The sequence below is a fragment of the Pseudoalteromonas sp. UCD-33C genome (assembly GCF_001306895.1).
Taxonomy (GTDB): Bacteria; Pseudomonadota; Gammaproteobacteria; order Enterobacterales; family Alteromonadaceae; genus Pseudoalteromonas.
Genome location: NZ_LJTB01000001.1, coordinates 123,766 through 139,041, shown reverse-complemented (window position 1 = coordinate 139,041; position 15,276 = coordinate 123,766). Strand labels below are relative to the sequence as shown.

General features: G+C 39.1%; 10 protein-coding genes. 8 read left to right on the top strand and 2 right to left on the bottom strand.

The window, feature by feature from the left end; genetic code table 11:
• Nucleotides 1-27 precede the first annotated feature (27 nt).
• On the top strand, nucleotides 28-3,540 hold the full coding sequence (locus tag AOG26_RS00540; RefSeq protein WP_054560753.1) for a S8 family serine peptidase: 3,513 nt from the start codon (nucleotides 28-30) through the stop codon (nucleotides 3,538-3,540).
• A 180-nt stretch (nucleotides 3,541-3,720) separates the two neighbouring features.
• Here AOG26_RS00540 and AOG26_RS21040 read toward each other — a convergent pair whose 3' ends face one another.
• The gene (locus tag AOG26_RS21040; RefSeq protein ID WP_327077785.1) at nucleotides 3,721-3,858 is read right to left on the bottom strand and encodes a helix-turn-helix domain-containing transcriptional regulator; all 138 of its coding nucleotides are present in this window, start codon (nucleotides 3,856-3,858) and stop codon (nucleotides 3,721-3,723) included.
• Nucleotides 3,859-4,480: 622 nt separating this feature from the next.
• Between AOG26_RS21040 and AOG26_RS00535 the strand changes: the two genes are divergently transcribed.
• Complete coding sequence (locus tag AOG26_RS00535) at nucleotides 4,481-6,349, top strand: hypothetical protein (RefSeq protein WP_054560752.1); 1,869 nt, start codon at nucleotides 4,481-4,483, stop codon at nucleotides 6,347-6,349.
• Nucleotides 6,350-6,367: 18 nt separating this feature from the next.
• Nucleotides 6,368-8,125: a HEAT repeat domain-containing protein gene (locus AOG26_RS00530; RefSeq protein ID WP_054560751.1), complete on the top strand. Its 1,758-nt coding sequence runs from the start codon at nucleotides 6,368-6,370 to the stop codon at nucleotides 8,123-8,125.
• A 467-nt stretch (nucleotides 8,126-8,592) separates the two neighbouring features.
• Here the strand turns inward: AOG26_RS00530 and AOG26_RS00525 are convergent, their stop codons facing one another.
• On the bottom strand, nucleotides 8,593-9,282 hold the full coding sequence (locus AOG26_RS00525) for an alpha/beta fold hydrolase (RefSeq protein WP_054560750.1): 690 nt from the start codon (nucleotides 9,280-9,282) through the stop codon (nucleotides 8,593-8,595).
• Between the two features lie 563 nt (nucleotides 9,283-9,845).
• On the opposite strand from AOG26_RS00525, the gene AOG26_RS00520 reads away from it, so the two are divergent.
• The 5 genes from AOG26_RS00520 (at nucleotide 9,846) to AOG26_RS00500 (ending at nucleotide 14,727) form a co-directional block, all read left to right on the top strand.
• Nucleotides 9,846-10,712 (top strand): hypothetical protein, encoded by an 867-nt coding sequence (locus AOG26_RS00520; RefSeq protein WP_054560749.1) that lies wholly within the window; start codon nucleotides 9,846-9,848, stop codon nucleotides 10,710-10,712.
• 9 nt (nucleotides 10,713-10,721) lie between these two features.
• A complete protein-coding gene (locus AOG26_RS00515; RefSeq protein ID WP_054560748.1) occupies nucleotides 10,722-11,804 on the top strand; it encodes a DUF4785 domain-containing protein in 1,083 nt (360 codons plus the stop codon).
• A gap of 379 nt (nucleotides 11,805-12,183) precedes the next feature.
• Nucleotides 12,184-12,930 (top strand): CPBP family glutamic-type intramembrane protease, encoded by a 747-nt coding sequence (locus tag AOG26_RS00510; protein ID WP_054560747.1) that lies wholly within the window; start codon nucleotides 12,184-12,186, stop codon nucleotides 12,928-12,930.
• 95 nt (nucleotides 12,931-13,025) lie between these two features.
• On the top strand, nucleotides 13,026-13,748 hold the full coding sequence (locus tag AOG26_RS00505) for a hypothetical protein (protein ID WP_054560746.1): 723 nt from the start codon (nucleotides 13,026-13,028) through the stop codon (nucleotides 13,746-13,748).
• Nucleotides 13,749-14,142: 394 nt separating this feature from the next.
• Nucleotides 14,143-14,727 carry an acyl carrier protein phosphodiesterase gene (locus AOG26_RS00500; RefSeq protein WP_054560745.1) on the top strand — a complete coding sequence of 195 codons (585 nt, stop codon included), beginning with the start codon at nucleotides 14,143-14,145 and terminating at the stop codon, nucleotides 14,725-14,727.
• Nucleotides 14,728-15,276 lie beyond the last annotated feature (549 nt).

Here is a 15,276-nt window from a genome sequence, read left to right as displayed (position 1 = left end):
TCTTTTTATAGTAATCGGTATTAGAAAGTGGGAATAAAAGTTGGTTTATTTTTTATAATAAGTTTATTTATTAATTTTTATAGTTATGCAAGCTCTCCTGATTATTATCTGAATCAATGGTATCTATATGGTGGTGCATTAAATGATACTGAAGTAGGGGGAATTGGCTATGATAAATATCTTTTAGAAGGGATAGATGAAAGTAACGAAGTAGTAACAGTTATTTTATCTTCTGGTATAGACGTAAACCACGAAGACTTAAGTGGATCTATGTGGGTAAATGAAAACGAGATACCGTCAAATGGCATCGATGATGACAATAATGGATATATCGATGACATACATGGAATTAATCCAAGCCTTTTAAATGGTGATTTGATTGATGAATATGGGTTTGGTACAGCTATGGCAGGAGTTATAGCTGGGACTAAAAACAATATCGGTATCAATGGCCTATCATCAAATAACAAAATTATAGGATGTAAGGTTTCCCCTGATGTTTACACTAGAGACTATATAAAGTGTATTGACTATATAATAGGTTTAAAAAATCAGCTTAACTTAAATATTGCTTCGGTTGTTTATGACTGGACATCGACTGGTTTGAAAATCGGGCAGTTAGATCATAATGTACTGTACGCTACCCAATTGACACATAACGCTATAAAGAAGCTAGAAGCTAATGATATATTAGTTATAGCGCCAGCGAGATATGGCTATGATTACCCTATTGATGGTGATACTGATTTTACTTTTAGTCTCCCACAAAGCTTACTAATGTCTAATACGATACTTGTATCAGGTATTTATTTAAATGGTTATTTAAATATGTCAGGTGGTAATAGTATTAGTACTTTCGCTGCATCCGATTATATTTTTTCTACGTCTTATAAAAAGCGTTATGAGCCACTTAACGCTGACTTTATATTTGAACCAAAAGATGTCCCTTTAGAAAATCTACATAAAGTGGAAGTGATGACAGAACATTTTACTACTGGTAATGATTCATGGGGGTTTATTGATAATCAAGCTGCACTAATTCTTCCTTCATTAGACTTCAGTAGAACAGAGGAAAAGGAGTTTGTAATTTCATTTGATTTACTTAATAACTCTAAAAAATACATACACTTAGAAGTAATGGGCAAGGATGGTTCTTGGTTGCCAGTTAGTAATACATATCATAGGAGTGTTGAATGGTATGAATACTCAAGGCTATTTTCATTAGAGAATTCGGATGTAGATTTTAGTGATGTTAAATTTAAATTAGTAACATATGTGAGCGATTTACATGACAACAACTTGTATGTTGATAACATTAAAATAACTAAAAAAAGTCAAACAGTTGAAAAAGATGATTATAGGATTTCATCAGGTAACTTTATGGCGGTAGCACAAGTAGCGGGAGCTGCAGCATTACTAAAGTCAGCTAAAAACTTATCAATGCCTTCTATTCGAAATCTTATCATTTCATCAGGGGTTGATCTACAAAGCGCAGAACATAGCTCTTTAAATAATAAAAGGTTAAGCATTATCGGAAATCATCAAGGGCTTTTAGATTGTAAAAATCAGCAGGTAACAAAAAGGTTATACCCTCAAACAGAGCAATTTATTACTAGGGTAAAAGGAAAAGAGCTAATAATTAAAGGTATTAATATAAATTGCTCAGTGTCTCTTGGGGACATGACGATAAAAGATCTCACTCAAAATAAAGAGTATATTGCAAAAGATGATGGTCTTGGCTTGGATAAGTATGAAAATGATGGCTATAACATAGCAAGTATTACTTTTGATGATGTAGGAATGCATGAACTTTCAGTAGGATCTGATAAAACGATAGCTGTTTACTCTGTAAACCCTTATAAAATCCATACAGAGTTAGGAGATTTTTGGTTAGATAAGGAAGATATCAATGCCTATACGTTTGATGATTTCCCTTTCAAAATAAAAATAGGTGGTCTTAAAGAAGGGATCAATGCAAGTGTTAGAACAATTCAAAATAGATGGGCTGACCTAAATAATGCTCTTTCTATTTTTAGCTCATTTACTTCTGAGAATAATATGAAGCCGACTGTTTTATATGAAGGTAAAGTTAAAGAACATGCAAATATTTCAGGAGAGAAAAATAAAACAGAACCACAGTTTTCCGTCAATAGAACTCACAACATTCTTGATGAGGAAAGTACTCCACAAGAATATGATTATAAATATGTTTACAATGGTATCAGTAACCCTTGGGAAGAAGAAGTTACTCTAATCCCTTCAGAATTTGACCTACAAAAACTAGAATTGACTACCTTACCCATAAGCACTCAAAGATTAGTTACTGGAGAAGATAACAATAGAGTTGTTATTTTTACTTCCCGTTATGATCAATATGATCAGTTAGAGGATACGCATGGTGAAGTTCAAACTTTAATTTTTGAGCAAGGTTCTACTATTGTATATAGCTATAGGAACTTATCAGAAAATTTGAAATCAGCAATAACTACTGTCGGCATGGAAATAGGCTCAAATTATAAAATTAGCATGCCATTTGATGATAAAACTAACAGTAGTTATGTATTAAAAGATGATGATGGAGTTAATACTGCACCAGTTCAGAATGAAAATACAATTCTTATTAATCAGGAACAAAATATTTATAATATTGGAGAGTTATTTAGTGATGCTGATAATGACGTTTTACTTTATCGATTGGCGAATCATGAAAGTTATTTTAGATTAAATGTCCTAGGCCAATTAACTGTCGATTATCAAAAAAGTTGGGTGGTAGGTGAGACTATAAAAGTAGATGTATTAGTAACAGATGGAGAAGTAAGTTTAACGAAAACACTCAATCTTCTGATTACAGAGGAACTTAATAATAAACCTTCGTTGAACCTTGAAAAGGTTACTTTGAATACTAGTGAAAAAATCATATTAAATCTTAATGAATATCTGACAAATAATAATGGAGAAGATGTAAATATCTCTATACCTGAGGAGTCTAAGTTTTTTTCCATTCAATCTAATATTTTGACTGGAAAAATTATGAAATCTGAATTTTATTCGGCGCCGAGTAATTTAAAGTTGTTACTTAGCTATGGTGGTGAACTTGTGGAGCATGTTGTTAGTATTGAGCTTCATTATGTTAATCATTCCCCTGAAATTATTAAAGAACCAATTACTATACAGCTTAATAAAGTTGAGGAAGTTGAAATACATTTATTAGACTTTTTCTATGATATGGATGAAGAGTTATTGAGCTTTCAAATATCAACAGACCTGAATTATTCAATTATGGATAATCACTTTATGTCATTGAGTGCAGGCTCTTTAGCTGAAGGGGAATATAGCTTGAAAATTGTGGCAACAGACAGTGAAAGTAATTCTTCAGAGCTAGAGTTTAAAGTTTTAATAAAAAATAATGTTGAACCATCTGAACAATTGATGAGCGAGAGCAGTTCAGGAGGAGTAATTGAATATTTTTATCTAATAATGTTCTTTTCCCTTTATTTGGTAAGGATAAAAACCAAAGGAGCCAAGAGCCTAACCCATTAACCCATTAGAAAGTATCGCTCAAGCAGGCAACGTTGTTTTCTTGAGCTACCACATTAAAAACCTTATTTAAGGTTTTGTCGCTGGCGACGGCAGCCAAAGAGGGGCTGCCGCTGCCCTCTCTCTGGACTTTTCTTGCGCTATCCGAGAAATCTGACTCCACTCTGTTTAGTGCACCCTTAATCAAATTAATTTCATTGTAAGTGGTAGATTTAAAGCTTTCATTAGCTTAAAAATAGTTTCCCAGCGGGGTTTTGTTTTACCATTTATTTTATAAATACTTTCACGGTTCAAGCCTGTTAATCTCGCAATATAGCTCACTCCGTGTTTTTTTCACAAGAAAGCCAATTACTTCAATAAACGTATTAGGATCATCTGGACTTCCCAGAGTTTGCTAGACAATCTCTTAGAAAGTAATTTATTTCTTCCTGTGTTTCCATATAGTCAAATGTAAGAACCAAGGGGTCAAACCAAAGGGTCAGGTCTTTCTTTTTGCCTAACCCCTTTATCAATCCAGAACCAACACTATGCTGTTAGCACCTAGCACCTAGCACCTAGCACCTAGCACCTAGCACCTAGCACCTAGCACCTAGCACCTAGCACCTAGCACCTAGCACCTAGCCACCTAGCACCTAGCACCTAGCACCTAGCACCTAGCACCATTCCTACGCGATATAAAATCGCTGCTACATGTTCGGCGTTAAAACGCCTCCTACATCTCGCACTTTGCATCTCGTCCCTCGCACCTATTAAAAATTTTTATCCCTCCATAATTCATCCATTATTGTGATTTACCCTTTGAAATATGAACCTTTTGTACCCCAATTTGGGTGGGTTAAAGCTTAACCGTTTCGCAAATAAGTCGGTCGGACTTTGAGTAGAAGTATGAGTTTTATTAATTAATAGTTTGTCGAAATTACAATCAATAATTAGGAATCGTAATATGAATCAGTCTAAAAGGATTAGTGCTGTGTTGGCTTTATCCCTACTTTCAATAGTTGGGTGTTCTGATGATGACTCTACCGAACAAGAAGCTGTTGCTAATGTAGCGTTGAAATCTATGACCCCAGTCTCTGATGATGTTTATCAACCAGGGCAACAGATCACTGTTGATTTCAGTACCGAAACAACCTTATTAACGAATGAACATGTTGGTGTTTCATTTATTTTAATTGAAAAAAGTAAAGTCGCTGAACTCGAAACTGAAGATGAGCCTGATGGCTACGATTTGGGTGAGTTTTATATCGAGCAGTTACAAGAAGGCGAGCAAAATCATACGGCAACATTAATTTTGCCAAATGAAGATCTCGTATCGGGTGAATTTATTATTGCCGCTTTTGTTGACACAAGCGGTGTGATCTCAAACGAAGTTGATGTTACAGATAATAAATCCCGTGGCATTGAGTCTGGTGACGAAAGCACCTATAGCTCAGTCACCATTAGCGATGGTCATTACCATGATTTTGTTTTAGATAAACTTAAAGTGGGCGACGGCTTTGCTATTTTTCCTGGCCCGGGTAAAAGAGATACCACAGGTACTGGTGAACCAACGCAAAAAGTACCTGATTTAATTGGCTTTATTAATGCCACCAAATTTGGTAATTCAGTCAACGAGGCTGACATCAGTGCAACAATAACGATCGGCGAAACGACTTATCATGCTCACTTATGGAATGAGCAAGCGCAAGCTTATATGGAGACTATGCGTATTAAGTTTCCTGATCATGAGCAATCTCATTACTTTCCTTGGGATGTTGCAGTAAATGGCGTATTGCTAAAAGCGATACACGATGATTTTGATCACGATGGTGGTGAAAACAGTTTTAGCATGACATTTACCTTCCACGACAACTCTGATGAAATTGAAGCTCATAGCGAAAATAATAGTATTACCGTTGAAGTACCTTATGCGCTTTATCATGATGAAGTGAGTACTGCAGAATCGGTAGAGCTAAATAGTAATAAAACAACAATAGCTTCGGTATCAGCGATGCAGACTACTGCTGCTACAGCAACAACGTTGGCCAAAGTTGGCAGTTGGAGTGCTACTTATGGTGACAGCGATGCTGTGGCAATCAGCCCTTCTTTTTATAGCTATATGAATGTTTCTTCTAGTAATGGTGGTTCAGCCGAGGGGCTAGTTGAAGCAGATTTAGATCTTTACCTATTTGATAAATCAGCGAGTTTGGTTAGTGCCAGCGCTGAAGCGAGTGCAAATGTAAGTGATGGTGAGATTTCTTATGCAGCAAACTTTAGTGTGCTGGGTGACACTTTAATTGACGAGGGCGACACGTTAACGGCCTTAGACAAGTCTTTAGGATATAGCTGGAGCGAAGAGCAAAAAGTGGTTGAAACGACGTTCACCATTGTGATTGTTCCGGTGACAGTGGAGGCAGGTGTCACTGGTAGCTTGGATTTAGGTGTTGGTTTAGCTTACAGCAATAGCCGAATTGACTTAGGGGGAGATATTGTTACTGCCAGCATGGACGCTTATGCTACCGCAGAAATAAATTTGGGCGTTGCAAGTGGCGGTGTTGGTATCGATTTCTTAATTATCGCAGATACATTTAATGCCACACTTTATGCGGATTTAGCTAAAGCTATCACTGATTCTAAAATCACCTTAGGAATTGATGTAACAAATGATATTGAGGCTATTTCCGGTGAATTTTATGTTTATGTGAAATACCCTAAATACAAGTGGTGTTGCAAGATTAAGACAAAAACCAAAACTCAAACTATCTACGATACCAGCACTTTGTACGATAAAAGCTGGACAATTTTAGACGAATCAGCAACCTTAAATTATTAGTATGAAGGCATAGGTATAATGCATTTAATTAAACTGAGTTTATTATTTGGCACTTTATTAGGCTATGCTTCGGCCGCTTATGCAGTGCCTCATTGTACTGTTTGGGGTGAACTTCAATCAAAAGCTGATACGAATATTGTTTCGATGAATATCCCCTCAAAAAGCCAGTTTGACTTACAAGGGCGGTTAATTTACCGGCCTTTGTTAGTTGCAGAGAAATTTCACTGGTTGGGTTTTGAGCTGTACCAAGCTCAAGCAAAGTTGAATAAAACAGTGAGTACCAGCAATGAGTATTCTGTGCCTTTTGCTGTGAAAATTAGCAATAACTCAGGTGAAGTTTTAGATTATCGGTTTAACGCTAAATTAAAAGTGGGCGATCAACAAAAGCTGATTGCTTTATACCGTGCTTTTCACCTTGCAAAACCCCCTGAAAACTTACAAGGGGATAAATATTGGGTTAAAGAGCGAGATGATATTGGTCAGTACAAATCACTCTACACAGTGTTAGCTGATAACAAACTAAAGCGAAATAAACTCAGTTATTTAGAGCCAACCGACACTAGGCAAAGTACTAACGCTGCGAAAAAGCTAATGCAGTTGGAAGCGGCGAACATTATTAGTGATGAGTTTACTTTTGAAAACGATAAGTGCTGGTTAACAAAAACCCTTGGAAATAGTCATATTCAAGTCAGTAGTAGTGATGGAAGTATGAATATTGAGGTACTGCAAACACTAAGTTTAAATCGCTCAAATCAATCGATACCTGATGATGCAAGGTTACTACAATTACCCGAAGACCCTAATCAATGGGAAAATTTAAGCACAGATTGGGTTTACCCTAAAGCGCCGCCTCAACCATCAAAAAATACTGAAGCGTTTATCACTGCTTTAAAAAGTATGGATTGGCTAGAGGGAGACCGAAAAACGCTTTTGCAATTTCTTTATGACAATGATCAGTATTTGCTGAGCTTAAAAGAGCTTATTTCAACTAAATCAATTGCAGATCCCTTAGAAAGTAAATTGTTTATGTACCTAGGTAAGCATGACTCAGTTAATTCAAAACAATTACTGACAGAGGTATTTGTTGAGCCTGATTTATTTTCTCCAAATCAGCGCTTTAGAAGTTTAATGGCACTAAAATACAGTGAAAAACCGTTAACCGACATGCAGGTTGAGGCGATTTTTGAGTATTCCATGTCATATGGTCTTGATGAAGAAAATTCAAAGCTGGCTCATAGTGCTTTAATGGTAATGGGGGCGATTGCAAAAAATCAGCAGGGCAGTGAGTTTTCAACTCAGTTAACACAAAAGTTAGCTGATTCATTAAGTTCAAGTGCAACGGAGCAAAAAGCATCAGCCCTAATCACCGCACTGGGTAATAGTGGAGACTATGATCATCAACAGCTTATTGGTGATTATTTAGCTGGCGACAGTCCAAGGTTACGCCTAAATGCGGCAGAGGCACTGGCAAAAATGCCAAGTAAAACCAGTTTGAATTACTTGAGTAATCAACTAAATCAAGAAACTGATAGTAAAACGCAAGGGGCGATTTTAAAGGCAATGGGTAATAATGAGTTAGACGCAGAACAAGTAGATAGTATTTACGCCTTTGCTGACGCTAGTAACCCAAGAGATATTCGCAGCGCCGCTATATCGGCGTTAAGTCAACAAGCGAAGTCAAAACCAGAGGTGAAAAGCCGTTTAAAAGCACTGGTTAAGACGGAAACTAATCAAAAGAACCTGCGCCAATTGATGAAAGCGCTATATGGTTCGTAAAAGCATAAGTTAGCGAGTTGCGAGATACGAGTTACGAGTTACAAGGGGAAAGGTACGAGTTTCGAGGAACGAGATACGAGGTGTAGGAGGCGTTTTAACGCCGAAAAAAGAGATACCAGTCGTCAGAAGTTAGATTGGATTGTGCCTGCGCATAGTTAAATTGAAATGCTCATCCGTAGGCGTGAAATTTATTTCGCGCGATGAGCATAAGATCTATCAGATTGATAAGTTAGCGAGTTAGAAAGAGTAAAGGGGAAAGTTTGCGAGATGCGAATTGTAGGAGGCGTTTTAACGCCGAAAAAAGTCATAGGGGAGGCGCAACTAACACTACGCTGTTAGCACCTAGCACCTAGCACCTAGCACCTAGCACCTAGCACCTAGCACCTAGCACCTAGCACCTAGCACCTATAACCTATAACCATTCCTACGCGATATAAAATCGCTGCTAAAATCTCGCTAACTTGCAGCTACTGAATCAAACTCACTTGTTTTTCATACGTGTCAGTTTGCAAACCAAAGTGGCCGAGTACGTAGGTGTAGGTGGCATTTTCATTCCATAATCGGCTGCTGTGAATGCCGTACACATAACAAGTGCCAGTTGAGCAGACGATTTGATCAGAGTAGCTTTTTATTGAATACACTTTGTCGCCTAATGCTTCTCCATAAATACTATTTAATAATGGGCTGCCAACCGATAAGCCATAGTAACCACATGTGTTATTCCACACATTGTATGGGTAAACACCACAACTAAGCAGGCCGCGCGCGGCACCTGCAACACCGACAAAGGTATCAACATCTGATGCCATGCCTAGCTTATAAATTTGCTGGGCTGCGAGTGTAACCCCCATTGAATGGCCGATTATATCAATCTTACCTGTGCAAGATTGGTTGATTGCAGTAAGAATAGCGTTACGTACGGGCGTTTCTTCACTGCCGTTATGATCGTTGCAACTCGCGCAAGATTTAGAGCCCCAATCTGGGGTGAAAATCTCACTGTCGACATACCCTTTTCGTTTTAATTCGTTGATTGTGTTATTCCAACTCGAAGGGGAGGCGGTATTACCATGTACCAGTACAACGTTATCTTTACATGCTGCAAAAGCAGTTGTGCTCATACCTGCGCAAAGCGCAATCATCGTCAATAGGCGTTTCATTGTGTGTTCTCCTGTTTAACATTTAATTTACAACGTATGAAATTTAAACAGGGCTGGATATAGTACTTTCGTGCAGCGATACTATTTCGCATTGTGCAATGTATATCGTTATATTTTTCTAGCACTGTAGGCGTGAAATTTATTTCGCGCGATGAACAAAAGCCCTATCAGCTTTCAGCCGTCAGCTATCAGATTGAAAAGTTAGCGAGTTAGAAAGAGTAAAGGGGGAAAGTTTACTCGCACCTAGCACCTAGCACCTAGCACCTCGCATCTCGCATCTCGCATCTCGCATCTCGCATCTCGCATCTCGCATCTCGCATCTCGGACCTCGCATCTCGCATCTCGGACCTCGCATCTCGCATCTCGGACCTCGCATCTCGCATCTCGGACCTCGCACCTCGCCCCACTTTTTCTCCTAAAATCTAATAATTTGTACTTAAAAAACACACAAAAGTTAAATTAATGTAAATTTATTCTTGCTTTCGTACCTGTTTGGTCTATGTTTTTGGTCGGAGGTCACTCCTCCAACCTGATAGATAAAATGACAATCAACAGGAACACACATGAAAATAAAAACACTCTCACTAGTGCCAGCTTTAATGTTGGCAGCGGGTATCAGCCACAGTGCTTTTGCTGCGCAAGGAGTCGCATTTGTGCACGGTACAGGCCAGCAAAGCGATGCGTATAATGACTATTGGACAGGCAGTTTTGTCGACACTGTTCGTCAAGGTTTACCAAACAGTAGTAATTACACGGTCATTAATTGTGACTTTGATCAATACATGTGGGCAGACGCGGCATCTGGCTGTTTAGCAGGGCAGCTCACTACATTTATCAATAATAAAAACATCACTGATTTAACTCTGATCACTCACTCTAACGGTGGCAATGTGGTGCGTTGGATTTTATCTAACCCAACATGGGATAGCCGTTATCCAAATATTATTAGCAAAGTCACGCGTACTATTGCTCTGGCTCCTTCAAGTGGTGGCACGCCGTTGGCTGATGCGGTTATTGCGGGTAATTCGTTCGAGCAAAGCTTGGGTTGGCTTTTAGGTTACGGCAGCGATGCAGTAAAACAACAGCAAGTATCTTGGATGGAATCGTATAACGCACAGTGGCTGTATGGCACACCGAACCGCCCAAGCTTACCATCTCGATTCGAAACCGTAGTAGGCAGTGATGTTGAATCAGCAGTATGGGATAGCGACAGCTATTGTGGCGGTTATCAAAATCAAGTGGGCCTTGAAGTAACGCAAAACTGGTTAGATAGCTGCTCAGATGGCTTTTTAAATTGCAGTTCTCAGTCGTTAGCTGGGGTGGTGTGGTTTACTGATAAATCACGAACCCAAGGTGGTGAGCCTTTGAGTCATCAGCAAAGTCGACGTAACTGTTTTGGCTTGCCAAACATGCTTAAAAACCGAATTTAGGAGCTCGCTATGATTAATAAGTTAACCACAATTGCAGCTGCAATAGTGCTTGTAAGCACAGCAGCGAAAGCTAATGAGCAAACGGTTTATCAGTTTCCTCAAGTTCAACCAGCATCAAGCGCTCAACTACAAACACTTGAAAAAGACAGTGTTGAATATTGGCAGAAAGTTTCGGGTAAAGAGCTTAAGCGCGGTGTGCCTGTCTTTGTAAACCAAGCTGATAACTTTATTCGCATTGCACCAAAAGCACGCTTTGATAGTGGCGAAGTATTTAAGCCTCATGGTTTACAGCTAGATAAGCTGTCGGTGCGAGATGACAACTTTAGACAAATGCCAATGCAAGCCATGGTTGCACGTGAGCAAATGGAAAATGCAGGATTTAGCGATGGTAGTGTTGGCTTAAAGCTAGGTCAGGTAAATGGCAAAGCAATGTTAAGAACAAGCCAAGCGCTTAACGATAATGACACCTACTTGCTGCACGTGATTGAAAAAGGCTCGAGCAATGCTTTACATGCTAAATCGCAGTTTAAAGTGAAAGATCAGCAACAACGTGTTGCTATGCAGCTTAGTATGGGTAAAAAGCGTTTTAAAGATAGTGATGTGAAGTTAACGCTTTCAAGCCCTGATGGCGAAAAGCTAGATGTACGTTACGAAAATGGTGAAGCTCTATTTAATTACCCGCTTGAAACTTTGGGTGCCGCAAATGGTTACTATGAGCTTGAGGCCAGTATAGACACTAAAGTGAATGGCCAAACGGTAAAACGCTCTATAAAAATGCCATTTGTACATAGCTCACAAACCATCAGTATGGATAAAGCCAAAGTCACTGCGCTTGGCAATAATAAATACCAAGCCAAGGTGCCAGTGCAAGTGACCGACTCAGGCCGCTATGCTATTCGTGCAACCTTAACAGGCAAAGGTGATAAAGGTGAGCGCATCAAACTGGCAACGGTTGAAGTAGCAAAACAGATTGATAGTTACGGCAGTTTCACCATGCCTTTTGCGGTCACTCAAGCAGCCAAAGCTCCGTTCGAGCTGGTGGATATTGAGCTTACCGACCAAACGCGAATGTTAAAGTTTGCGGGGGAGTAAAGGATAGCTCTAATTGTATGTTGGGTGGAGCGAAGCGAAGCCCAACAAGTTAGTGAGTTGCTAGGGGGAAGGAGCTATCAGCTTTCAGTCGTCAGCTATCAGATTTTAAATACCCAAGTGAGCGAGTTTCGAGGGACGAGATACGAGGTGTTTTAACGCTGAACAGGTAGCTGCGGGTTTACCCCGCGTAATTTACAGTTTTTCTCTGCGTAGCGCGAAGCGCCTCTATGTACTCTGTGGTTCAATATACTTTGAAAATAAAAATATGCTCAATGTGAATTTGAACTCAAACAAATATCTGTTTAATAGGTTGTTTTTGTGTTTATTATAGAAATTAAACAATAATAAAGTTTGGGCTGCATGCTCACCAAGGACGGTTATGCCAGATATGTATTTTGGAATGCTTGCCAATTTAGGCGTTGTTCTATTCCTCGTTTTAATTTTAAAAGTATTCAATAAAGTAACTATAAACCTAACTTGGTTGCTTGCTACTCTGTTAATTCTATTTTGCTATTTCTTAGCTTTATTTAAAGGTAAAGAACTCATTTCCCTAGATTTAATCTTTACAGATCTCAAATGGAATTGGTCAGGGAAAATAGTCGCTATTTCTCTTTGGGCTTTGGTTTTGGCTTTATTAGCAGCATTTAAAAATGACTTTAAAATCAGGGATGCTGGTTTTACTTTTAGGCAAAATAAAAGCTCTATTAAGCCTGCACTCGTTGTTTTAACCCTGTTTGTTGTGTTGCAGATTATTGTAACGCTTAGCCTAGGCGATGGACCAAATTACGATTTTGAAACGCTACTCTATCAAGCTTTTATCCCAGGACTCGATGAAGAGCCAATGTTTAGAGGTGTTTTACTATTTTGTTTTTCATTGGCTGTTGTTTCATCGCGCATCAACTTTTTTGGCTCGCCAATAAACATTGCTGGGTTACTTTTAGTTTTATTATTTGGTCTAGTTCATGGGATTATGTATATCGATGGTGAGTGGCATTTGTCTGTATTCAGAATCGTATTAACTGGGAGTTATGGATTTATTTTGCTGTGGTTAAGAGAGCGGACTGGTAGCCTTGTGTTTCCAATTGTAGCGCACAATATGGTTAACTTTGTTGGGCAGTTAGTTTAGTGCTTGAAGGTATGAGAAATGTACCATTAAGTAGACAGGTTGGCTTAATGGGAAAGTAATGGCAAAATTGTGTTTTAAAAATGGAAACTTAAATAATGGATTATAATCAGCCACTTTCGAAGCACTCCCTAGATTTAAACCTGAGCGACCGAGTTTGGTTTAGGTATTCAACTTTCTATAAAAAGCCAGTATTGCAGGCTGATTCTAATACAAAACTAACGTCGCTACCGGGCCTAGCTGTGCTGTCGGGCGGAGCTGAATTTTTATTTTTCTTTATGACTATCGCTATTGCTGTAATGAGCCTAGTGCTTCAAGAAACGATGCAGCCGATACCTGCTTTTGTAACTTGTGTGAGTTGTTATCTCTGTGTATTTGTTATCAAGCGAATTGTGATTTATAACAAATTTGGATTTGGTCGTAAGTGGGTTATGAGTATATCTAAAGATTCACTCGAAATAGATAGGCAAGCAATAGAGGGCAAAGCTTCAAAAGTTTTGCAAATCGCTAAGGACGATATCCAAGAAATCATTTTTAATTATACTTTGCATGGCAGAACTGGCCATATTGTGAACGAAAAAACGGCCAATTTACACGCTTGTGAAATTCATCAAAAAAGTGGCGATGTTGTTACGCTAGATAGTATGCGAGTAGGTCTTTTTGATGTGCTGTATCTTTTAAAACTCTACGAATACCCACTACTATTCAGAGGTACAACTTCAGGCGGTGCAGGTAATATAGTTATTTTGATTATGCGGTTAATTTCTCTTTCTGCGATCATTTCGGCTCTTGTAATGTTGGCATTTAATTTAAAGTCATAAAGGTGAGTTATTTTTATGGCTAATAGCTGGTAGGTTGGTTAGAGCGGAGTGAAACTCAACGTTTGGAGCCATCAGCTATCAGACGAAAAAGTTAGCGAGATTCGAGTTGTAGGAGGCGTTTTAACGCCGATATTCCAACCCAAAACCAACGCTATGATGTTAGCACCTAGTACTGTAGGCGTGAAATTTATTTCGCGCGATGATCTATTTAAAACGGGCCATGCAAGCATAACGCTTACCAGGCATTTGATTACGCGATATAAAATAGCGGCTACAATCTTGCTAACTCGCTAACTCGCTAACTCGCTAACTCGCTAACTTGCACCTCGTGCCCCTAGACCCTTTCACCTGTATTCTTTTACAATGCATAAAATGACTTAATTTAGAGAATGCATTGAACTACTTGGCTCACCTTTACTTAGCACAACCGACGGCTGATTCACACTTTGGTAATCTGCTAGGGGATTTTGGTGGGCGTCGGTATTCAGGGCAGTTACCTGGCGCGGTTAAAAATGGCCTTGAGAATCATTATCTGGTTGATAGGTTTACTGACTCTCATCCCCTTGTAAAAGAGGCTAAGCAGTACTTTTCACCAGCGCGTAAACGCTTTGCAAGTGTCGCCATTGATGTAGCGTTCGATCACTTTCTTATTCAGCATTGGCAGCGCTTTAATGACCAACCATTGGCTGATTTCAAACAGCACAGTTATGGTCTTTTAAATGCACGCCAAGCCATGATGCCTTCACGCATGCAGCAAGTTGTGATCAGTATGACCAACAATGATTGGTTTAAAGAATATGAAACACTCGATGGGGTCGGCCTTGCTCTTGATAACATCGCCCAGCGTATTCGCTTTGCTAATAACTTTGCAGGAGCCGCTGACGATATAGCCCGCCACTACCAACAGTTAGACGCAGTGTTTTTAGCGTTTTTTCCCGAGCTGGTTGAGCATGTGAAGCAAAAGGGGGTGGAAAAGTAAAAGCTTTCAGACATCAGCCGGTAGGTTGGCTAGAACGGAGTGAAACCCAACAAGTTAGCGAGTTACAAGGGGAAAGAGTAAAGGGGAAAGAGTAAAGGGGAAAGAGTAAAGGGGTAAAGAGGAAAGATACGAGTTTCGAGGGACGAGATACGAGATGTAGGAGGCGTTTTAACGCAGAACAAAAATAGAGATATTAGATATCAGTCGTTAGAAATCAGATTAAATCAAAAGAGCTTTAAGCTATAAGTTTTAGATGATTGTGCGCCATATATAGCCATCAGCTATCAGATTTAAAACCCAATAAACAAGCTGAAACTTGCCCGTAGGCGTGAAATTTATTTCGCGCGATGGTTATTATCAAAGAGGTAATTTGTAAGTCGGGCTTCAGCCCGTGAGTGTTAACGGTTGCTTTTCGCCATAAATAACGATCTACAATGGGTTATATCTGTGAAGTTTGCTTTTAATAATTCCTCTTAAGCGCAGCGCCTCTTATCCTCTTAGTGAAAATCCCCCGCACTGTGGCTTACAAACCGATTTACCTCTTACATT

Bases quoted from the DNA above. Each gene is read 5' to 3' on its own strand.
- AOG26_RS00510 (WP_054560747.1), top strand. From the start codon at position 12,184: ATGCCAGATATGTATTTTGGAATGCTTGCCAATTTAGGCGTTGTTCTA.
- AOG26_RS00505 (WP_054560746.1), top strand. From the start codon at position 13,026: ATGGATTATAATCAGCCACTTTCGAAGCACTCCCTAGATTTAAACCTG.
- AOG26_RS00525 (WP_054560750.1), bottom strand. From the start codon at position 9,282: ATGAAACGCCTATTGACGATGATTGCGCTTTGCGCAGGTATGAGCACA.
- AOG26_RS00520 (WP_054560749.1), top strand. From the start codon at position 9,846: ATGAAAATAAAAACACTCTCACTAGTGCCAGCTTTAATGTTGGCAGCG.
- AOG26_RS00535 (WP_054560752.1), top strand. From the start codon at position 4,481: ATGAATCAGTCTAAAAGGATTAGTGCTGTGTTGGCTTTATCCCTACTT.
- AOG26_RS00515 (WP_054560748.1), top strand. From the start codon at position 10,722: ATGATTAATAAGTTAACCACAATTGCAGCTGCAATAGTGCTTGTAAGC.
- AOG26_RS00530 (WP_054560751.1), top strand. From the start codon at position 6,368: ATGCATTTAATTAAACTGAGTTTATTATTTGGCACTTTATTAGGCTAT.